This is a genomic window from Stenotrophomonas sp. AGC87 (assembly GCF_057333975.1).
On the sequence record NZ_JBHFHW010000037.1, the window covers coordinates 1 to 20,262 of the forward strand.

Annotated in this window: 16 protein-coding genes; 7 read left to right on the forward strand and 9 right to left on the reverse strand. The window is 67.0% G+C overall.

Annotation, left to right across the window (positions count from 1 at the left end):
- Positions 1–23: 23 nt before the first annotated feature.
- The gene (locus tag ACE026_RS14580) at positions 24–2,408 is read right to left on the reverse strand and encodes a ribonucleoside-diphosphate reductase subunit alpha (RefSeq protein ID WP_486039543.1); all 2,385 of its coding nucleotides are present in this window, start codon (positions 2,406–2,408) and stop codon (positions 24–26) included.
- Positions 2,409–2,985: 577 nt separating this feature from the next.
- Here ACE026_RS14580 and ACE026_RS14585 point away from each other — a divergent pair.
- Positions 2,986–3,807 carry a DUF2884 family protein gene (locus ACE026_RS14585; protein ID WP_486039545.1) on the forward strand — a complete coding sequence of 274 codons (822 nt, stop codon included), beginning with the start codon at positions 2,986–2,988 and terminating at the stop codon, positions 3,805–3,807.
- Positions 3,808–3,864: 57 nt separating this feature from the next.
- On the opposite strand, the gene zapE is transcribed toward ACE026_RS14585, so the two are convergent.
- Together zapE and ACE026_RS14595 are read right to left on the reverse strand one after the other, a co-directional pair.
- A complete protein-coding gene (gene zapE / locus ACE026_RS14590; protein ID WP_486039546.1) occupies positions 3,865–4,965 on the reverse strand; it encodes a cell division protein ZapE in 1,101 nt (366 codons plus the stop codon).
- Positions 4,962–5,636, reverse strand: a complete 675-nt coding sequence (locus ACE026_RS14595; protein ID WP_486039547.1) for an alpha/beta hydrolase — start codon at positions 5,634–5,636, stop codon at positions 4,962–4,964. The genes zapE and ACE026_RS14595 overlap by 4 nt, the downstream gene beginning before the upstream one ends.
- A gap of 55 nt (positions 5,637–5,691) precedes the next feature.
- Here ACE026_RS14595 and ACE026_RS14600 point away from each other — a divergent pair, with 55 nt between their 5' ends.
- Together ACE026_RS14600 and ACE026_RS14605 are read left to right on the forward strand one after the other, a co-directional pair.
- A complete protein-coding gene (locus tag ACE026_RS14600) occupies positions 5,692–6,558 on the forward strand; it encodes an EamA family transporter (protein WP_486039548.1) in 867 nt (288 codons plus the stop codon).
- A gap of 147 nt (positions 6,559–6,705) precedes the next feature.
- On the forward strand, positions 6,706–7,080 hold the full coding sequence (locus ACE026_RS14605) for a DUF3011 domain-containing protein (RefSeq protein ID WP_486039549.1): 375 nt from the start codon (positions 6,706–6,708) through the stop codon (positions 7,078–7,080).
- A 15-nt stretch (positions 7,081–7,095) separates the two neighbouring features.
- Here the strand turns inward: ACE026_RS14605 and ACE026_RS14610 are convergent, their stop codons facing one another.
- From ACE026_RS14610 to ACE026_RS14620, 3 genes are all read right to left on the reverse strand, one after another.
- On the reverse strand, positions 7,096–8,541 hold the full coding sequence (locus tag ACE026_RS14610; protein WP_486039550.1) for an ExeM/NucH family extracellular endonuclease: 1,446 nt from the start codon (positions 8,539–8,541) through the stop codon (positions 7,096–7,098).
- A 94-nt stretch (positions 8,542–8,635) separates the two neighbouring features.
- Positions 8,636–9,154, reverse strand: a complete 519-nt coding sequence (locus tag ACE026_RS14615) for a c-type cytochrome (RefSeq protein WP_070474313.1) — start codon at positions 9,152–9,154, stop codon at positions 8,636–8,638.
- 114 nt (positions 9,155–9,268) lie between these two features.
- A complete protein-coding gene (locus ACE026_RS14620) occupies positions 9,269–9,874 on the reverse strand; it encodes a TetR/AcrR family transcriptional regulator (protein WP_176990198.1) in 606 nt (201 codons plus the stop codon).
- Positions 9,875–10,020: 146 nt separating this feature from the next.
- Between ACE026_RS14620 and ACE026_RS14625 the strand changes: the two genes are divergently transcribed.
- The 3 genes from ACE026_RS14625 to ACE026_RS14635 are packed head-to-tail and all read left to right on the forward strand — an operon-like array spanning position 10,021 to position 14,843.
- Complete coding sequence (locus ACE026_RS14625; RefSeq protein WP_102788830.1) at positions 10,021–11,184, forward strand: isovaleryl-CoA dehydrogenase; 1,164 nt, start codon at positions 10,021–10,023, stop codon at positions 11,182–11,184.
- 10 nt (positions 11,185–11,194) lie between these two features.
- Positions 11,195–12,805 carry a carboxyl transferase domain-containing protein gene (locus tag ACE026_RS14630; protein WP_486039551.1) on the forward strand — a complete coding sequence of 537 codons (1,611 nt, stop codon included), beginning with the start codon at positions 11,195–11,197 and terminating at the stop codon, positions 12,803–12,805.
- Between the two features lie 55 nt (positions 12,806–12,860).
- Positions 12,861–14,843 carry an acetyl/propionyl/methylcrotonyl-CoA carboxylase subunit alpha gene (locus ACE026_RS14635; protein WP_486039552.1) on the forward strand — a complete coding sequence of 661 codons (1,983 nt, stop codon included), beginning with the start codon at positions 12,861–12,863 and terminating at the stop codon, positions 14,841–14,843.
- A gap of 1 nt (position 14,844) precedes the next feature.
- On the opposite strand, the gene ACE026_RS14640 is transcribed toward ACE026_RS14635, so the two are convergent.
- Entirely contained in the window at positions 14,845–16,038 is a 1,194-nt protein-coding gene (locus ACE026_RS14640; protein WP_486039553.1) for a putative peptide maturation dehydrogenase, read from the reverse strand.
- A gap of 187 nt (positions 16,039–16,225) precedes the next feature.
- On the opposite strand from ACE026_RS14640, the gene ACE026_RS14645 reads away from it, so the two are divergent.
- A complete protein-coding gene (locus ACE026_RS14645) occupies positions 16,226–16,534 on the forward strand; it encodes an NHLP-related RiPP peptide (protein WP_070474300.1) in 309 nt (102 codons plus the stop codon).
- A 10-nt stretch (positions 16,535–16,544) separates the two neighbouring features.
- Here the strand turns inward: ACE026_RS14645 and ACE026_RS14650 are convergent, their stop codons facing one another.
- Both ACE026_RS14650 and ACE026_RS14655 read right to left on the reverse strand, forming a co-directional pair.
- The gene (locus ACE026_RS14650; protein WP_486039554.1) at positions 16,545–19,034 is read right to left on the reverse strand and encodes a putative peptide modification system cyclase; all 2,490 of its coding nucleotides are present in this window, start codon (positions 19,032–19,034) and stop codon (positions 16,545–16,547) included.
- Between the two features lie 13 nt (positions 19,035–19,047).
- Positions 19,048–20,094: a GGDEF domain-containing protein gene (locus ACE026_RS14655; protein ID WP_313208905.1), complete on the reverse strand. Its 1,047-nt coding sequence runs from the start codon at positions 20,092–20,094 to the stop codon at positions 19,048–19,050.
- Positions 20,095–20,262 lie beyond the last annotated feature (168 nt).

The following is a 20,262-nucleotide window of genomic DNA, read 5'->3' on the forward strand; positions in this document are numbered from 1 at the left end:
CCGGGGGGGCCGCCACGCCTTGTTTACTGGCACGCCTCGCAGCTTTCCGGGTTTTCCAGCGAGCAGGCGACGGCTTCGACCGGGGTGTAACTGCTGACGGTCGTCTTGGCGATCTTGGTCGCCGGGCGCGAACGCAGGTAGTACGTGGTCTTGATGCCCTGCTTCCAGGCGTACATGTACATGGAGGACATCGCGCCGATGTTCGGGCTTTCCATGAACAGGTTGAGCGAGGCGGACTGGTCGATGAACGCGCCGCGGTCGGCGGCCATGTCGATCAGCGAACGCATCGGCAGTTCCCAGGCGGTGCGGTAAATGTGGCGCAGCGTTTCCGGGATCTGGGTGATGCCCTGGATCGAGCCTTCGGCCAGCTTGATCGCGTCGCGCATTTCCGGGGTCCAGTGGCCGAGCTTCTTCAGCTCGTTCACCAGGTAACGGTTGACCTGCAGGAAATCGCCGGACAGCGTTTCGCGCTTGAACAGGTTGGAGACCTGCGGCTCGACGCACTCGTAGCAACCGGCGATCGAGGCGATGGTCGCGGTCGGGGCGATCGCGATCAGCAGCGAGTTGCGCAGGCCGTGTTCCTTGATGCGCTCACGCAGGGCATCCCAACGTGCGGTGTCTTCGGGCACCACGTTCCAGGCATCGAACTGCAGCTCGCCGCTGGCCGCACGGGTGTCGGCGAAGGACGGGTGCTTGCCGCGTTCCTGGGCCAGCTCGCACGAGGTTTCCAGCGCGTGGAAGTAGATCGTTTCGGCGATCTGCTTGGACAGCGCGCGGGCTTCGGCGCTGTCAAAGGCCAGTCGCTTGCGGAAGAACACGTCCTGCAGGCCCATGCAGCCCAGGCCGACCGGACGCCAGCGCAGGTTGCCGCGGCGGGCGGTTTCGATCGGGTAGAAGTTCAGGTCGATCACACGGTCGAGCTGGCGCACGGCCAGGCGCACGGTGTCGGCCAGCTTGTCGAAATCGAACTCGCCGTGGCCGTCGAAATGATTGCCCAGGTTGATCGAGCCCAGGTTGCACACCGCGGTCTCTTCGGCCGAGGTGATTTCCAGGATTTCGGTGCACAGGTTGGACAGGTGGATCACGTTGCCCGGGCGCAGGGTCTGGTTGCTGGCGCGGTTGCACTTGTCCTTGAAGGTCATCCAGCCGTTGCCGGTCTCGGCCAGGGTACGCATCATCCGCGAGTACAGCTTGCGTGCGGAGATGGTGCGCTGCGCCTTGCCCTGGGCTTCGGCCTGCAGGTAGGCCTGCTCGAAGGCTTCGCCGAACAGATCGGTGAACTCGGGCACCACGCTCGGATCGAACAGCGACCATTCCTGGTCGGCCTCGACACGCTGCATGAACAGGTCGGGGATCCAGTTGGCCAGATTCAGGTTGTGCGCACGGCGCGATTCGTCGCCGGTGTTGTCACGCAGTTCGAGGAAGTCCTCGATATCGGCGTGCCAGGTTTCCAGGTACACACAGGCCGCGCCCTTGCGCTTGCCGCCCTGGTTCACCGCCGCCACGGACGAATCCATGGTCTTCAGCCACGGCACGATGCCGTTGGAATGACCGTTGGTCGACTTGATCAGCGAACCACGCGAACGCACGCGGCTGTAGCTGACGCCGATGCCGCCGCTGAACTTGGAGAGCTGGGCGATATCGCCGTACTTGGCGTAGATCGACTCCAGCGAATCCTGCGGCGAATCCAGCAGGAAGCACGAGGACAGCTGCTCATGCGTGGTGCCGGAGTTGAACAGCGTCGGGCTGGACGGCAGGTAATCCAGGTTGCCCATGCGCTTGTACAGCGCGAGGGTTTCCGGCACGTCTTCGCTCAGCGCGCTGGCGATGCGCAGGAAGAACTGCTGCGGGGTCTCGATCACCTTGCGGGTGTGCGGATGACGCAGCAGGTAACGGTCGTACAGGGTACGCAGGCCGAAGTAATCGAAATGCAGGTCCAGCGACGGATCGATCGCGTCGTTGAGCTTGCGGGCGTTGATCTGCACGAACTCGAGCAGGCGTGCGTTGATCAGGCCGACTTCGTGGCCGCGGCCCACCGACTGCGAGAACGCATGGATTTCCTGGCCGGACACTTCCTTGGCGATGAAGTTGGCCAGCAGGCGCGCGGCGAGGCGGCCGTATTCGGGCTCTTCACCGATCAGCAGCGCCGAGGTGCGGATGGACAGTTCGTCCAGCTCCTGGGTGGTCGCGCCGTTGTACAGGCCGGAGATGGTGCGGGTCGCAACGCGCATCGGATCCACCGCATGCAGACCTTCGCAGCAGCGCTGTACAGCGCGCACGATCTTGTTCAGGTCCACCAGTTCGGTCGTGCCATTGCGCTTGGTCACGCTCATGGCGGTCGCCGTTGGCGGCGAGGTCAGCAGGAATTCGCTTTCCTTATCGATAGCTGCGCTGGTTTCGGTGCTCACGGCGTTTTCCTCTTGGCGTGATTTGGGGTGGTACAGCGGGGTCTGCCTGGCAGGCGCCGGAACCGATGCAGAGATGCTCAGGGTGGACTATCGGCGTCGCAGGAGCCGCGACCCGGGCAGGCAAGCCTGCGGGCGGTTCCCCTGCGTCACCGGTCCTCTCCCCCCGGAGAATCCTGCGACCGGCACCACACGCTGTACTTCGTGCGGTTGTCAGTAGGTCTTCAGGCCATCGGCGTGAAGGCAATACTCCCGTCGACTTGTGGTCGGCGGTACCGACGGCCACAAGATAGTGGGGGTACCAAGTGTCGTCAACGCCAAATGTAGTGAATTTCCCCAATCCCTTGCGGCGCAAGGACCGGGCCTGAAGGGCGTCCGACGAACGGTCTGGACCCGTCGAAAGCGAGTGCGCAGTCAAGGCCAAAACGTCGATACCGGATGCGACGGAGGGTCGCGAAAAACGGAACAGCGGGCCTCACGCAGCCCTAACGAATGGCCGCCGGTCAGGGTGACTTCCGACCCGCGCCGGGCTGGCCCCGGGGTGCCACGCTCAGGTTGCCTCCTTTATATGAACGCGACCATGCGCCTGCCCCTGACCGGCTGTCTGATGTTGGGCCTGACCCTGGCCGGTACCGCCGCGGCGGGCGAGACCAACGCGCCGGATCTCTCCTCGCGCCAGTGCGGGGTGAGCACCCCCTACAACGTGCTGGTGGACAGCGGCGGGATCTGGCTGCGCAACCGCGAGCAGGTGCCGGCGGAGATCTTCTTCCACGATGGCGAGCTGAACATCGATCGCCAGCCGATCCCGGTCAGCAACGCCGACGCCCAGCGCCTGCGCCAGCTCGAATGGGGCACCCGCCAGTTGGTGCCTGCCGTGGCCGGGGTGGCCGGGGAAGCCACGGACATCGCCTTCGATGCACTGGGGGCCACGGTGGAGATCATGACCGGCAGCGGCGGCACCCAGCGACGGGTGGAGCGACTGCGGCGCGATGCACACGCCTATGTGGCCCGCACCCTGGGACGCGGGATCTGGGAGCAGGCGGTATTTGAGGAGGGCTTCGACCGGCATGTGCAGGACGCGGCCGAGCGCTTGTCCGGCTCGCTTGCGCGCGGCGTGCTGTGGACGATGCTGACCGGCGGCTCGGACCGGATCGAGGCCCGCGCCGAGACGATGGAGGCCGACCTGGAGCGCCGCATGGAGGCACGTGGGCAGGCGCTGGAGGCACAGGCACAGTCGCTGTGCACGCAGGTGCTGGCGCTGGATGCGATCCAGCAGTCGCTGGAGGTGCGCTACCAGGGCAAGCCGCTGGCGATGATGGTGATGGACCGCGACGAGGACGCGGCCGCGCCGATCGCGCACGAACAGCCGCGCGGGGATGCGCTGGTGCTGCCCCCGTTGTAGAACGCATCCACGCATGGCGTGGATCTACATCACGGCCTTTCCAGGCCCGGCGTGGAGCTACGCGCGGTGCGGGGTGCCCAGGTACTCCGCGCTCTGCATTTCGATCAGGCGCGAGGCGGTGCGTTCGAACGCGCCCTGCAGCCGGACGCCCGAATACAGCCCGACGGGTGAATCGGTCGCGGTGCAGACCAGGTTGACGTGGCGGTCGTACAACTCGTCGATCAGGTTGACGAAGCGGCGCGCAGCATCTTCGTTGAGTGTGTCGAAGTGCGGGATGTCACCGAGCAGCACGGTGTTGAACTCGTGCGCGATCTCAATGTAATCCGAGGGGCCACGCGGGCCTTCGCACAGCGCCTTGAAATCGAACCAGACGATGCTCTTGCCGCGGCCACGCACCGGGATCTTGCGCGCCTCGATCTCGATGTTGCCCGCCTTGGCCGGCTGCCCACCACTGAGCTCGGCCCAGCGGCCGGCCAGCCAGGCATCGCTGCCGGCATCGATCGGGGACTGGTACACCGGCGAACGGGTCAGCGCGCGCATGCGGTAGTCCTCGGTGCCTTCGGCGTACAGCTCCACGCAGTAGGTCTGCAGCAGCCCGATCGCGGGCATGAAGCTGTCGCGCTGGAGGCCGTTGAGGTACAGGTTTTCCACCGCCGTGTTGGAGGTGGTCACCAGGGTCACGCCCTCGGCGAACATGCGCTCGAGCAGGCGCGCCAGCAGCATCGCATCACCGATGTCGGTGACGAAGAATTCGTCCAGCACCAGCACGCGCAGTTTGCTGCGCCACTCCTGGGCGATCTTCGCCAGCGGATCGCTTTGCCCCTGGTGTTCGCGCAGGCGCTCGTGGATGCCGCGCATGAAGCGGTGGAAATGGGTGCGGTACTTCTGCTCGATCGGCAGGCCGTCATAGAACAGATCGACCAGGAAGGTCTTGCCGCGCCCCACCCCGCCCCAGAAGTACAGGCCCTTGACCGGCTCGGGCTTCTTCCAGAACGCGGAGAGGCGGTCCAGCCAGCCATCCTGCGCGCTGTCGACCAGCGCCAGGTGGATGCGGTCCAGCTCGGCCAGGGCAGCGTGCTGGGCCGGGTCGTTCTGCCATTCGCCCCGGGCCACGCCATCGGCGTAGCGCTGCGACGGGGTCATCACGGTGTCGCTCATGCCGCGTCGGGGGCGGGGTTGGGCAGCCACTGCTTGACGCCGTGGATGAGCGCGCCGCGCAGGTCGACGATCTTGCGGTGGAAGAAGTGGCTGGTATCGGGCATGCGCACCAGTTCGTGCGGTGCGTCCAGGCCGTCCAGCCAGTCATAGACCGCCTGCGGATCGACGATCTCGTCTTCCTCGCCCTGGATCACCAGCCACTGGGCCGGGGGCTGCATACCCTCAAAGTCCCAGCGCCCGGCCGGCGGCGCGATCGAGATCAGCGTGGTCGGCTGCAGGTCGCCCGCGGCGCGCAACGAGACGTACGCACCAAAGCTGAAACCGGCCAGCCACAGGTCCTGGCCCGGCCGCTGCGCACGGACCCAGGCGGCGACGGCCTTGAGGTCCTCCTGCTCGCCCACGCCGTTGTCGAACGTACCGGCCGAATCGCCGACGCTGCGGAAGTTGAAGCGCACGGTGGCGATGCCCAGGTCGCGCAGCGAGCGCGCCGCCATGGTCACCACCTTGTTGTGCATGCTGCCGCCCTCGGTGGACAGGGGGTGGCAGACGATCGCCACCACCGGCTGTACCGCGACATCGGCCTCGGGCAGATCAACCACGACATCCAGCGGACCGACCGGTCCGTCCAGCGTCAGCGCACCGCTTTCTTGGGGAAATGGGGGATTGTGCATGGCGTCATAATACCGTCCCTCCGCGTGCTTCACCGCCGCCCCGCCGGATCCGTACATGCACTTTCTGGTTTTCAGCGTTCTCTGCAGCGTGCTGGTGTCGGTCCTGCTGAAGCTGGCGCCGCGCCAGCGGCTGGACATGCCGCAGGTGGTGACCTGGAATTATCTGGTCGCCAGCGTGCTCAGCGCGGTGCTGCTGCAGCCCTCGCTGGCCTCGCTGCAGACCCCGCACGCGCCGTGGGCCGCCCTGCTCTGCCTGGCCGTGGCGCTGCCGGCGATCTTCCTGATGATGGCCCGCGCGGTGACCCGCGCCGGGATCGTGCGCAGCGATGTGGCCCAGCGGTTGTCGCTGCTGCTTTCGCTGCTGGCTGCGTTCCTGGTGTTCGGCGAGACCGCCAACGGCTGGAAGCTGGCCGGCCTGGGGCTGGGGCTGCTGGCGATCCTGGGGATCAGCGTGCGCCCGCGCGCCGGGGCGGCTGAACCCACTGGCGGGCGGGCCTGGCCGTGGCTGCTGGCGGTGTGGGTGGGCTACGCCCTGGTCGACATCCTGCTCAAGAAGGTGGCGTTGTCGGGTACGCCTTCGATGGCGGCACTTCTGGTCAGTTTCAGTCTGGCCTTCGTGCTGATGCTGGCGCTGCAGCTATGGCGCCACCTGCGCGGGATCGCCCGGCTGCAGTGGCGCAACGGGGTCGGCGGCGCCCTGCTCGGCCTGCTCAACTTCGGCAACATCCTGTTCTACGTACGCGCCCACCAGCATCTGCCGGACAGCCCGGCGGTGGTGTTCGCCGGCATGAACATCGGCGTGGTGGTGCTGGGCGCGCTGGTGGGCATCGTCGGTTTCGGCGAGCGCACCAGTGTGTGGAACCGGGTGGGCCTGGGGTTGGCCGTGGTGGCGATCGGGTTGATCGCGTGGGGAACGTGGTAGGCCGCGAACAGCTTCATTGATGCAACCAACTGCGCGGTCGCGACACGATGTTTCGATTGATCCGTCGACGCAGATCACATTCGCATCTGCCAAGTCGTTGACCCCACTGCATAGACTCGCGGGTCTGCACTGGCCAGGAAATCTCCTGTGACACGACCACCCTCTGCGCCGCTACTGACATTACTGGCATGCCTGACCTTGGGCGGCTGTGCCAGCCTGGGGGGATTCCCGGATTTCACTGCGCCGGCCTACCCGCCACCATCCCACTACCCGACCTATCCCCCCGCGTATCCCGTCGGAAGCGGCCGGCCGGATTCAGAGGTGGTGAGCTGCCACAGTAGTGACCACCGTTTCCAACGCTGCAACGTACAGATTTCGGCAAAGGACACGGTGCACCTGATCAGCCGGGATTCGCGCTCGCCCTGCGAGTACGGCCGCGACTGGGGCCAGGATCGGAGCGACCTCTGGGTCGACAACGGGTGCCGCGCCACCTTCCGGATCGAACGCTACTACTGGCGATGAGGTGACGCCGCAGAATCAGCGATCAAACCCCAGCAGCAGCGGATCATGGTCCGAGCTGCGCCACGGGCCCGCTTCGTTGCGGTCGCGGTAGCCGACATCGTCGGCCTCGTCGGCATTGATGTGCCACTCTGCCGCCGCGCGCAGGCGCTTGGCCATGCCCGGGCTCAACAGCGCATGGTCCAACCGGCCGGTCATGCCGTTGTAGACATAGCTGTAAGGCCGTTCGACCTTCGCCACCGCGAACGCATCCCGCCAGCCGGCCGCGTGCAGGGTGCGGATCGGGTCTTCCATCGCGTAGGCGTTGAAGTCGCCCAGCAGCACCGCATCGCGGGTACCCGCACCGGTGGGATCGGTCGCCAGCCACTGGTCCAGCAGCGTGGCCGAGGCGACCCGGGTGGCATTCCAGCAGGCCTGGCCGTCCTTCTGATCGGCATCGGCGCCGGTCGCTTCGGAGCAGCCCTTGGATTTGAAGTGATTGGCCACGACCACGAACGGCGCGCCCTTGCCCGCACGGAAGGCCTGCGCCAGGGGCACGCGGCTGCGCTCGCCGAAGGGCTCCTTCTCCAGCACGGCGGGGGCGCCGACCGGGGTCACGCGCGACGCGCGATAGATGATGCCGACCCGGATCGGGTTGTCACCCGGGCCCTGCTTCGCGTCGATGAAACGCCAGTCGGCCCCCTTGCCCCGGTCCGCATTGAGCGCATCAACCAGCTGGGCGATCGCCGACTGCGGGCCGTAGCCGTCGTTCTCCAGTTCCATCAGCGCCGCGACATCGGCACCGAGGGCGTTGATGGTGGCGACCAGCTTGGTCTTCTGCGCCTGGTGTTCGGCCACGGTACGGGCGCCACGCAGGGTCGGGTAACCGCCGCCCTGGCCGTCGCCATTGAAGAAGTTCTCCAGGTTGAACGCCGCCACATGCAGGGCCCCGGCCACCACCGGTACCGCCGGGCGCTCCAGCGCCGGCAGGTTCAGGGGCCGGGTCACCTGCAGGCGGGCGTTGCCTTTGGGATCGATGCGGACGATCCCTTCCACCTTGCGCAGGACCATGCCGGTGCGCAGGTTCGCGGCCGCCGGCAGGTAGGCCACCGGGCCGGGATCGCGGGCGTCGCTGCCATCGTCCAGCACCAGCCGGCGACGCAGGTTGTCGGCCACCTCATGGGCGTGCTCCGGGGTGCCGGGTGCGGCCACTTCGCTCGGCTGCCACAGGCGACCACCAAAGGCCACGGTCAACTCACCAAAGCGCGACAGGCCATCGGTACCGGCCAGGGTCAGTGGCGCGGCGATGCGGACCTGCTGGCCATCCAGCGTGCGCCAGTCGGGCGGCGGCGCGGTCAGGGTGACCGTGGCCGACGTGGTCGGCGCCGGACGCACCTGCGGCGAGGTGGCGGGCTGCGGCTGAGCGGCATGGACCGCGCCGGACAACGCCAGCGCGAGAGCGAACACGAGGGGGGTACGGCGCATCGGAAGCAGGACTCCAGGGAAGTGCGACAAGGCTAACCATATAAAGTGAAACGCCGCCCTTCGGCGGCGTCGGTGGCCTGATCCGGCAAAGCCGTCATTTCAGGTTGGCGAGCATCCAATCGACCGTGGCATGGATCTGCTCCTCGGTCAGCGCCGGATTCCCACCCTTGGGCGGCATGATGCCACCGTCCGGGCCGGTATAGCCCTCCACCGCGTGCTTGTAGAGCGTGTCCTTGCCCTGGGCGATGCGCGCATCCCAATGCCCGTGATCCAGCGTCGGCGCCTTGCCGACGCCATTGGTATGGCAGGCGGTGCAGAGATTGTCGTAGATCACCTTGCCGTCGGTGGTACCGCCGTAGGCAACCTGCGAGGCGGCTTTGACCAGCGCGGCGGCATGGGCGGCGGCCTGCGCGGCAGCACCGGTGCTGCCGGCGTACACCGCACCGGCCGGCGCGATGCGCTGCTCGGTACGTTTGGCCGCCATCGGCGAGACTTCAGGGGGAATGCTGGTATGCAGGTAGGCCGCAAAGATGATGAGGCCGAGTGTGATGGCCATCAGCAGCGCGATGACCATGGAAAAGCGTTTCAGGAACTCGAGGTCGTAATTCCGCACTCTCTATACCCCTGGCTGGTAGTCGTTGGACCACGGCTTGTCGGCCGAGTATGACCAGCGTCGGCGGCGCTGCGCAAGCGACCGCCGGGTGTCGCAATGCAGCATCGGCGCGGCTCAGGCGCCAGCGGCTCGCAGACAGAAAACACAGATCGACTCGACCAGCGCATCTTCATCACCGTGCGCGTCACGGCTGAGCGCGGTCGGGCCGACCAGCGCCTCGGTGAACGCGCCCACGATGCAGGCCGCTGCGACATGGGTGTCCTGCTGCGGGAAGGTGCCTGCCTCCACGCCATCGGCGACGATGCGCCGGAACACATCGCCGAACAGACGGCGGCAGCGGATGCGCTCGGCTTCCACTTCCGGATCCACCGGCTCGGCGATGAAGGCATAGGCCAGCCCGGGGCCGGCCAGTGCGCGCCGCACGAAGGCGGTGATCGCCCGGCGCAGGCGCTCGGGCGCGGGCAGCGGCTCGGCCGCGATCGCCTCGAAGATGCGCAGTTCGTGCTCGACGGCGGCGGTCAGCACCTCCACGAACAGTTCGGCCTTGGAGGGGAAGTGCCGGTAGATCAGGCCGGTGGAGACCCCGGCTTCGGCCGCCACGGCAGTCACCGGGGCATTGCGGTAGCCGCCGGCCGCCACCAGCGCGCGGGTCGCCAGCAGGATGCGTTCGCGGGCGCCGGCAAGGCGTTCTTCCATCAGGGCGGAGCGTTTATAGGCCATTTGTTGATTCTATGTTCAATTTTTGAATTTGTGTTCACTTCTTTGTCGAACCCGGCTACGCTGGGGGCACATCGCCCGCGGGACGGCCCTGTCAGCCCGTCCATCCCTCCCGGCGCGTCCCATCCCTTGTTGTTGCGGAGTCGCCCATGCACGTCCCGACCATGAACTTCGATCTCGGCGAAGAGATCGACCTGCTGCGCCAGAGCGTGGCCCATTTTGCCTCCGCTGAAATCGCGCCGCTGGCGGCCCAGGCCGACGAAGAGAATCTGTTCCCCAATGCGCTGTGGCGCAAGCTCGGCGAGCAGGGCCTGCTCGGCCTGACCGTGGAAGAGGAATACGGCGGCAGCGGCATGGGCTACCTCGCGCATGTGGTGGCGATGGAAGAGATCTCACGCGCCTCCGGTGCCATCGCGCTGTCCTACGGTGCGCACTCGAACCTGTGCGTGAACCAGCTGCGCAAGAACGGCAACGAAGAGCAGAAAAAGCGCTACCTGCCCGGCCTGTGCAGCGGCGAGCTGGTCGGCGCGCTGGCGATGAGCGAACCGGGCGCCGGCTCGGACGTGGTCTCGATGAAGCTGCGCGCGGACAAGCGCGGTGATCACTACGTGCTCAACGGCAACAAGATGTGGATCACCAACGGCCCGGATGCCGATGTGCTGGTGGTCTATGCCAAGACCGATCCGGATGGCGGCGCCAAGGGCATCACCGCGTTCCTGATCGAAAAGGGCATGAAGGGCTTCTCCACGGCGCAGAAACTGGACAAGCTCGGCATGCGCGGCTCCAACACCTGCGAGCTGGTCTTCCAGGATTGCGAAGTACCCGAAGCCAACGTGCTCGGTGTGGTCGGCGGTGGCGTCAAGGTGCTGATGTCCGGTCTGGACTATGAGCGCGTGGTGCTCTCCGGTGGTCCGCTCGGCCTGATGGCTGCGGCCATGGACGTGGTGATGCCGTACGTGCACGAGCGCAAGCAGTTCGGTGAGGCGATCGGCACCTTCCAGCTGATCCAGGCCAAGCTGGCCGACATGTACGTGGGCCTCAACGCCTGCCGCGCCTATGTCTACGCGGTGGCACGCGCCTGCGACCAGGGCCGCACCACGCGCCAGGACGCGGCCGGCGCGATCCTGTATTCGGCCGAGAAGGCCACCTGGCTGACCGGCCAGGCGATCCAGATCCTCGGCGGCAACGGCTACATCAACGAGTACCCGACCGGGCGGTTGTGGCGCGATGCCAAGCTGTATGAAATCGGCGCCGGCACCTCGGAGATCCGCCGCATGCTGATCGGCCGCGAACTGTTCCAGCGCACCAAGTAAGGGCCCTGCCATGACCGTATTGAGCACCCAGCTGCAACCGGGCAGCGACACCTTCGAGGCCAACCGCGCCGCGCTGCAGGCGGTGGTCGATGACCTGCGCGCCACCCTGGCGCAGACCGCGCTGGGTGGCAGCGAAGCGGCACGCGCCAAGCACACCGCACGCGGCAAGCTGCTGGTGCGCGACCGCATCGATGCCCTGCTCGACCCGGGCAGCGCCTTCCTGGAAATCGCCCCGCTGGCCGCGCACGGCATGTATGGCGACCCGATCCCCAGCGCCGGCGTGGTTGCCGGCATCGGCCGGGTCTCGGGCGTGGAATGCGTGATCGTGGCCAACGATGCCACGGTCAAGGGTGGCACCTACTACCCGATGACGGTCAAGAAGCATCTGCGCGCGCAGGAAGTGGCCGAACAGAACCGCCTGCCCTGCATCTACCTGGTGGATTCCGGCGGTGCGTTCCTGCCGCTGCAGGACGAGGTGTTCCCGGACCGCGACCATTTCGGCCGGATCTTCTACAACCAGGCCAACCTGTCCGCGCAGGGCATTCCGCAGATCGCCTGCGTGATGGGCAGCTGCACCGCCGGTGGCGCCTACGTGCCGGCGATGAGCGATGAAACAGTGATCGTGCGCGAGCAGGGCACCATCTTCCTCGGCGGCCCGCCGCTGGTGAAAGCGGCCACCGGTGAAGTGGTCACCGCCGAAGAACTGGGCGGTGCCGATGTGCATACGCGCATCTCCGGCGTGGCCGACCACATGGCCGACAACGACCTGCAGGCGCTGGCCCGGGTCCGCGCGATCATCGCCCAGCTCAACTGGCGCAAGCCCGAACCGGCGCTGGCGGTGCAGGCCCCGGTGGAACCGCGGCATCCGGCCCACGAGCTGTATGGCGTGATCCCGGCCGACACGCGCAAGCCCTATGACGTGCGCGAAGTGATCCTGCGCCTGGTCGACGATTCGCGCTTTGATGAGTTCAAGCCGCGCTACGGCAACACCCTGGTCACCGGCTTCGCGCACCTGCATGGCTACCCGGTGGGCATCATCGCCAACAACGGCATCCTGTTCTCCGAGTCCGCGCTGAAGGGCGCGCACTTCATCGAACTGTGCACGCAGCGCGGCATTCCGCTGGTATTCCTGCAGAACATCACCGGCTTCATGGTCGGCCGCAAGTACGAGCACGGCGGCATCGCCAAGGACGGGGCCAAGCTGGTCATGGCCGTGGCCTGCGCCAAGGTGCCCAAGTTCACCGTGGTGATCGGCGGCTCGTTCGGTGCCGGCAACTACGGCATGTGCGGCCGCGCCTATTCGCCCAACTTCCTGTGGATGTGGCCGAACGCGCGCATCGGCGTGATGGGCGGCGAGCAGGCCGCCAGCGTGCTGGCCACGGTCAAGCGCGATGGCATCGAAGCCAAGGGCGGGCAGTGGTCGGCCCAGGAAGAAGACGGCTTCAAGTCGCCGATCCGCGAGCAGTTCGAATCGCAGGGCCACCCGTACTACGCCAGCGCCCGCCTCTGGGATGACGGCGTGATCGATCCGGCCGACACCCGTCGTGTGCTGGGCCTGGCGCTGTCGGCCAGCCTCAACGCCCCGGCGAAGAAGACCGACTTCGGTGTGTTCCGCATGTAATGCACAGGCGGTGCCGCCTGGCACCGCCGCCCCTGGCCCGCGCAACGAGACCACCATGTTCACCAAGATCCTGATCGCCAACCGTGGCGAAATCGCCTGCCGCGTCATCGCTACCTGCCAGCGCCTGGGCATCGCCACCGTGGCGGTGTACTCCGACGCCGACCGCAACGCGCGCCACGTGCGCCTGGCCGACGAGGCCATCGCGATCGGCCCGGCGCCGGCGCGTGAGAGCTACCTGCGCGGCGACGCCATTCTGGAGGCCGCCCGCCGCACCGGCGCGCAGGCGATCCATCCCGGCTACGGCTTCCTCTCGGAGAACGCCGGCTTCGCGCAGGCCTGCGCCGAGGCGGGCATCGTGTTCATCGGCCCCTCCGCTGCGGCGATCCGCGCGATGGGCGACAAGAGCGCGGCCAAGGCGCTGATGCAGCAGGCCGGCGTGCCGCTCACCCCGGGCTACCACGGCGACGAACAGATCCCCGAGTTCCTGCGCAAGCAGGCCGACAGCATCGGCTACCCGGTGTTGATCAAGGCCAGCGCCGGCGGCGGTGGCAAGGGCATGCGCCGCGTGGATGACAGCGCGACCTTCACCGAGGCGCTGGCCAGCTGCCAGCGCGAAGCGCAGTCCGCGTTCGGCAACGCACACGTGCTGGTGGAGAAGTATGTCGAGCGTCCGCGCCACATCGAGATCCAGGTGTTCGGCGACAGCCACGGCAACGTGGTGTACCTGTTCGAGCGCGACTGCTCGGTGCAGCGCCGCCATCAGAAGGTGCTCGAAGAAGCGCCCGCGCCCGGCATGACGCCCGAGCGCCGCGCCGCGATGGGCAAGGCCGCCGTCGATGCCGCGCGCGCGGTCAACTACGTCGGCGCGGGCACGGTGGAGTTCATCGCCGGGCCGGATGGCGATTTCTACTTCATGGAAATGAACACCCGCCTGCAGGTGGAGCACCCGGTCACCGAGTGCATCACCGGCACCGACCTGGTCGAGTGGCAGCTGCGCGTGGCCAGCGGTGAACCGCTGCCGCTGCAGCAGGATCAGCTGCAGATCCGCGGGCATGCACTGGAAGCCCGCCTGTACGCCGAAGACGCCGACCGCGGTTTCCTGCCCTCTACCGGCACCCTGCGCCACCTGCGCCTGCCGGCCAACACCGCGCACGTGCGCGTGGACGCCGGAGTCGAACAGGGCGATGCGATCACCCCGTTCTACGACCCGATGATTGCCAAGCTGATCGTCTGGGACGTCGACCGCGACGCCGCGCTGCGCCGCATGCAGCAGGCGTTGGCCGAGTGCGAAGTGGTCGGCGTGACCACCAATGCCGCGTTCCTGCGCCGCTTGGTGATGACCGATTCGTTCGCCCAGGCCAAGCTGGACACCGCGCTGATCGAGCGCGAGCAGGCCGCCCTGGCCCCGAACGACGGCGACAGCGATCCTGCACTCTGGGCGCTGGCCGCGATCGCCGGCGTAGCCACCAGCGAAGCCGCCAGCCGTGATCCGCGTGACCCGCACTCACCGTGGCAGGCCCAGGACGGCTGGCGCCTTGGCGCGGCCGCCGCACGCGCGCTGACGCTGGAGCACCGGGGTGCACAGCGCAGCGTGGCCGTGCAGGGCGCGGGCGAACAGTGGACCGTGCACATGGAGGGCAACGCGCTGCAGGGCAGCGGCCGCTTGGCCGGTGATGCGCTGCGCGTGCAGATCGGCGAGCAGCTGCACCGTGCCACCGTCATCCGTGATGGCAATGAGCTGTACCTGTTCGGCAGCGAGGGCGTGCAGCGCTTCACCCTGCATGATCCGGTCAGCGAAGCGGACCAGTCCGTCGCCGATGCCGGCAGCCTGGTCGCGCCGATGCCGGGCCGTATCGTTGCCACACTGGTGGCACCGGGCACGGCGGTCAAACGCGGCGCGCCGTTGCTGGTGCTGGAGGCGATGAAGATGGAGCACACGCTGCAGGCACCGGCCGATGGCACCGTGCAGGGTTACCGGGTCAAGGCCGGGGATCAGGTGGGTGATGGAGCGGTGCTGGTGGATTTCGAGGCGGGGTGAGTCACCCGGATGGCGGCTCGGCAGTGAGTACCGGCGTCCACACCTGGCCGCCGGGGTCGAACTCCGAGGTCGACATCTGCTGTGCCCGCCAGCCTACGCCACACACGGCGAGCGGACTGAGCTGCATGGGGTCCATGCCGAGCACCTGCTCGATATCCTGTTCGTTGATCGCGGCCGTAACAAAGGCCCCCAGGCCCTGTTCGGTCGCGCAGGTCAGGAGCAGCTGCGAGATGTGACCAACATCCAGGATCACCGCGCGGTAGGCCTTGGCATGGTGGCGGTACTTCCAGTAGGTGCGGGCGAACCGGGGTGCCAGCACGATCAGCACCGGCGCATCGGCAAACCAGTGTTGGCCTGCGGTGAACAACGCCGCCAGCTCTGCCATGGACCGCGCATCGGAAGGCAGGGCGGACACGCCGTGCGAGGCAGGATCGTAGTGATACAGACCCGCCTGGAGACCCTCGACATGCTGCACCAGCAAATACGCTTCGGTGGGATGCAGGCCCCCGGCGGACGGTACGTTCTTTTTGAGAAACACCGCGTCTTCTTCGACTACCTGCCGTCCTGTTTCAGCCAGGGTGCGCTGCAGCAGTCGTGATAGCTCGGCCAGCGGCAGCGGCTGCGCCGTATCGAAGTTGCGGCAGGTGCTGCGCTCGCGCAGGCTGCGGTCGAACGCCTCCTCGGGCTGGCGTGGCAGGCGGCGAGGTTCTCCGGCATGGGGAGCCAACGCAGGCGGTGGCGGTCCAAGGTGTGCGCGCAGCCCCGCCGCTGTGTGCAGCCCCGCCGATTCCAGGGCTTTCACGCTGTCCTCGCCCTGCCAGCGGCCCTGCCAATGGAGCATCGCGGCAGGTCCCCACCACGGCACCTGCCGCAGCTGCGCTTCACGTTGAGCCAACGCGTCGCGATCTGCTCCCTGTGCCTGGACCAGCCCATGCGTCAGCAGGTAGCGAAGATCGTTGTCATCTTCCCCGGCGGGCCATGGCTTCCATCGCTCCGGGTCGAGACGTCCCAGCAGCAGCACCTGTGACTCAGTGAGCTCGACCGGCGCCGGCAGGTGCGGTGCCAGCGCCGTCCAGACACTGCGCAGGGTCATGCCCGTGCCACCGGATACCAGCGCGCGCAGATCGAATGAGGTCTGCTGTCGGGGCTCGAGGTAGAGGGTGCGGCATCGGCGCAGGTGGAGGGTATCGTGCATGGGCAGCCAGAAAGGGAAGCATCGCGTGTTCCAGTGTGTCGGCCGGGATCGCCAAAGATGAAGACCGATGATCACCGAACGACTCAAGCGCTTCACGGGCCGGCCGCTATCGATCGCGGATGTAACGTCATACCCCGGCCTGCGCGTACGCCCCCTCCTTCCCTCCGCTATCTCCGAGACATGCCACATGACCAGCACTTCTCCGCCGCTTTCCTCCAACGATGCCGTACAGCTGCTGGATCTGCTCAGCAGCGACGACGCGTTCCGTACCCTGTTCCAGGCCGATCCCGCTGCCGCGTTGGCGACCATCAGCGCCGAGGCGGGCGCGGCATCGTGCGATTGCGAATCAGGAGGTCCGCTGGCCAGCAAGGAAGAATTCCAGGCCGCTCGCACGCGCCTGCTTGCCCACCTGACCGCCACCAGTTCCTTCAGCTTTCCGCACTGTTTCGTCAGCGGTGACATCGACTCGCAACTGCAGCGCAAGCCGCAGCCCTGAAATCTGGCGATTACTGCAACGACGTCGCGTCCAGACGTCGTTGCGCGGCTCGGCTGTCATGGACATTCAGCGCCTGCAGGAGATAGGAACCGGCGTTCTCCGCGTAGGCCCTGCCGCGCTGTGTCGCCAGCCAGCGTTGCTCGGCGGCGGCAGCCACCTGGTCCCCGGCGGCCACCAGGCTGTCCTGCAGGGCGACGTGGACCTGGAACAACTCGCCGCCGTCGATGAGCGTGCGCAAGCGCTGCACCGATTCCGCAGCCCGGCCATCCACGCGATCCTGATTGGCCACCAGCACCGCCACCATCTGCGTTCCACGCGGGTCATCCAGCGCCTTGGCAAGTCGCTGCAGATGCGGCAACTGGCGACGTGCCACGTCATAGAGCTCTGCGCGTTGCGCGAGATAGGCCGAGGCAGCGGCCATGTACAGCCACTCTCCCCGCTCGCCTGCCGCAGGATCGGCCGCCTGCGCGATCATGGTGGCGATAAGCTGCTCATATTCGTGTGCGCCGGCCTTTCGCACGGCAATGCTGGCCAGCGAAAGGGACTGCGCCTGGAACATTCCGCAGATCCGCGCATTGTCACCACAGTGGCGCAGCGCAGCTGCATTGGCCCGCAGTGCCGCCGCCGGCTCACCCGCGTCCAGCGCGACGGCGGTGCCCTCCAGGTGCATGGCAAGATCATCCTTCCGAGCGGCGGCAAGCATGCGCTGGGCGCCCACCAGGTCTCCATGAGCGGCGAGCGCGGCGACCATGTGGCGGTTCACTGACCATTGACCGATCCGTGCGGATTGACGATAGCTGCGCAGTGCCGCATCGGCGTGATTCTGCGCCAGCTCGGCGCGACCGAGCGCCTGCAACGCCATGGCCTGCAACGGGTTCTGTGCGACAGCGGCCTTGCGTGCAGCCTGCTCGGACTCGCTATATCGCCCCACGCTCAGCATGGACCAGGCGTAGTTGGCATGGGCGCCGTGGTAATCGGGATAGAGATCGCCCAAGAGCTTCCACTTTTCGGCCGTGGCGAGTGTTCCGGCGCCGTTGAGATCGGCATCCCAGGCGTCCATGTACAGCCGATCCCGCCCTGACAAGCGACCGGCGGCGCGTTTTGCCGCGGCCAGCGATTGTCGGGCCCCCTCGGGATTGCCCCGGCCCCACTGGATGCGCAGCTGTGCCAGGTAGGCGAACGCGAAGTCCGGATCGAAACGCACCGCCTGCCCGAAAAACCGCTGCGCGTCGTCATAGCGTCCATCGCCGTATGCTTTGACGCCCATCGCGTAGGCATGCAGCGCATCCAGGCTGGCCGTCGCCACCTTGGGCAGGGGCATCGAGTCCCGCGAGATGTCATGCATGGCCTCGCCTAGCTCCGCGCGCATCTGAGCCACGACGTCATCGGTGGATCCCAGCAGGGATTCCATGCCGCGGCCATCGGCATGGTCGGACCACGCCGTATTGCCGGTGTTGGGATCGATCAGTTCCAGTGAAACACGCAGCCGCCCATGCACTTCGGCCACGGTGGGTACGATCACGGCTCTGGCGCCCTCACGCAGCGCGACCTCGATCGCCGCGTCGCGGTCCAGCGCTCCACCTTCGCGACGCATCCGCTCCAGCGTTTCCTGCACCTTCATGTCGCTGAGCACGTTGACGTAACGCGACTGCTCCAGAGAAATGCGGAACGCCTGTTGAAGACTGTCGTCCAGCAGTGCATTGCCGGTCAGGTTATGGAGGTTGCCCAGTACCACCCAGTCACGTTCGCCGAAGGCAATGGCCGGCGTCGGGCGTAGAAAAGCCCAGGTGCCGAAGACCATGCCTGCCACCAGCGCCACCTCGGCCAGCAGTGTCATCGGCCGGCGCCACAGCGGCACGGCACGGCGGGCCTTGGGGCTGCCGCGTGGGGCACGCAGCGGCGCAAAGTCCCGCTCGCCCACTTCATGGATGTCCTGGCGACCGGGCATGCCCTTGAACCGCCAGCCGCCGTGCGATTTCCACACCAGTCGCTCGCCACGCTCCCCCAGCTCGCCCACCGCGCGATGGGTCAACGATTCAGCCACCGCCGAGAGCAGTATCTGCCCGGGCCGGGCCAGGGTCATCAGGCGTGCAGCCATCGGCTTGGCCAGGCCTTCGACCTCCAGCGATTTAGCCCCGACCTTGATCGCCTCGGGGCTGTTTTCCCACGTCAGCACTTCGCCGACATGCAGCCCCGCGCGGGCACGCAGCACGATGTCACGCTGCTTGCCGATCTCCAGCAGGCCGCGCTGGTAGTCCAGCGCAAAGCCGAGACCATCGATGGCCCGCTCGAACAGCAGCAGCAGGCCATCGGAGCGATCGATCAGGCGACCATTCCACTGCTGCTGCAACACCAGCACCAGCCGGTCATGCTCCTGGAACAACTCCGCCGCCGCCGCATCACCGATGCGCTCCACCAGGATCAGCGAGTCGCACAGATCGGTGAACAACAGCGCCCGCATCTGCGGGGCCTGGGTCGACGTTCCGTTGTCGCCGTTCATGCCGATCTCCCGATCAGGGTGTGGCGGTCGCTGATCGCGACCAGTGCAATCGGTTGCCGCCCAGCCGTTTGGCCTGGTACAGCGCGTTGTCGGCGCGGGCGTACCACTCGCTCCAGTCGGTCTGCGGGTCGATCAGACAGACCCCGATGCTGACCGGGCACACATGCGGCACGCCGTGGGCACGGCCGATCAGGCCATGCACCGCGCTGAGAATGAACTCGGCGGCGTGCTGCAGGCTGTCCTGGTCGGCGCTGCGCAGCAGCAGGCAGAATTCGTCGCCGCCCAGCCGGCAGGCCACGTCCGGCTCGGTGGCCACCGAGCGCAGGATGTTGGCCACGCTCTGCAGCACGCGGTCGCCGGCCTGGTGGCCGTGCACATCGTTGACCTGCTTGAACTGGTCGCAGTCGATCAGCAGCAGGCCCTGCGGCGCGCTGTTTTCCTGCGCACGGCAGTCCTGCAGGTAGAGCGCGAGGCCACGCCGGTTGTGCAGGCCGGTCAGCTCGTCGGTGCGCACCAGCTCGCGGGTGTGGGTGAGCTGGTGGGTGGTGACGTAGAGGTTGTCCAGCGCGGTTTCGAGATCGTGGTTGCGGCGGCGCAGCTGGCGGATCAGCACCTGCTCGTTGCTCACCACCCGCATGATCGTGCGGCGCAGGAAGTAGGCCAGCAGACCGGGGTCGCGGTCGACCAGACGCTGGAAATCGTCGTGGTCCAGTTCCAGCACGATGCTGTCCTCGACCGCACGCGCACCGGCCGTGCGCTGGTGATCGCCGATCAGCAGGCCCAGCTCGCCGAAGAATTCATTGGGACCGAGTGACTTCACGACGAGGTCTTCGCCGAAGTCCAGTTCGATGCAGCCGCTGACGATCACGTACATCGTGTTGCCGGCGTGGCCGCGGTGGAATAGATGCGTGCCTGAGGGCAGCTTGCGTTGCCGTCCGAATTCGGAGAACAATGCGGACTCGCCATTGCTCAGGATGGCGTGCACGATCTCAGCCATCGCCTTGCGGTCGATGTCTGGTTCCTGTTCGCACATGATCGCCGCCGCACCCTTGCCGGTCATTTCCGAACACCCGCTTCCCAGCGTCCCCTGGTGAGCGATGGAGGATAGCACTCCTCAAAACTGTGCGCCCTATCCCATTTCCGACTTTTACGCCCCAAAATCGTGAAACGGTGCACGTTCTGCTGGCTTTGATCCCGTGAAGACCGGGGTCCGGCACGGGTAAAGGGC

Excerpts from the sequence above, each read along its gene's own strand:
- zapE (WP_486039546.1), bottom strand. The coding sequence starts at position 4,965 with ATGAGCGACACCGTGATGACCCCGTCGCAGCGCTACGCCGATGGCGTG.
- ACE026_RS14585 (WP_486039545.1), top strand. The coding sequence starts at position 2,986 with ATGCGCCTGCCCCTGACCGGCTGTCTGATGTTGGGCCTGACCCTGGCC.
- ACE026_RS14630 (WP_486039551.1), top strand. The coding sequence starts at position 11,195 with ATGACCGTATTGAGCACCCAGCTGCAACCGGGCAGCGACACCTTCGAG.
- ACE026_RS14600 (WP_486039548.1), top strand. The coding sequence starts at position 5,692 with ATGCACTTTCTGGTTTTCAGCGTTCTCTGCAGCGTGCTGGTGTCGGTC.
- ACE026_RS14620 (WP_176990198.1), bottom strand. The coding sequence starts at position 9,874 with ATGGCCTATAAACGCTCCGCCCTGATGGAAGAACGCCTTGCCGGCGCC.
- ACE026_RS14645 (WP_070474300.1), top strand. The coding sequence starts at position 16,226 with ATGACCAGCACTTCTCCGCCGCTTTCCTCCAACGATGCCGTACAGCTG.
- ACE026_RS14610 (WP_486039550.1), bottom strand. The coding sequence starts at position 8,541 with ATGCGCCGTACCCCCCTCGTGTTCGCTCTCGCGCTGGCGTTGTCCGGC.
- ACE026_RS14595 (WP_486039547.1), bottom strand. The coding sequence starts at position 5,636 with ATGCACAATCCCCCATTTCCCCAAGAAAGCGGTGCGCTGACGCTGGAC.
- ACE026_RS14625 (WP_102788830.1), top strand. The coding sequence starts at position 10,021 with ATGCACGTCCCGACCATGAACTTCGATCTCGGCGAAGAGATCGACCTG.
- ACE026_RS14635 (WP_486039552.1), top strand. The coding sequence starts at position 12,861 with ATGTTCACCAAGATCCTGATCGCCAACCGTGGCGAAATCGCCTGCCGC.
- ACE026_RS14640 (WP_486039553.1), bottom strand. The coding sequence starts at position 16,038 with ATGCACGATACCCTCCACCTGCGCCGATGCCGCACCCTCTACCTCGAG.
- ACE026_RS14650 (WP_486039554.1), bottom strand. The coding sequence starts at position 19,034 with ATGAACGGCGACAACGGAACGTCGACCCAGGCCCCGCAGATGCGGGCG.
- ACE026_RS14655 (WP_313208905.1), bottom strand. The coding sequence starts at position 20,094 with ATGACCGGCAAGGGTGCGGCGGCGATCATGTGCGAACAGGAACCAGAC.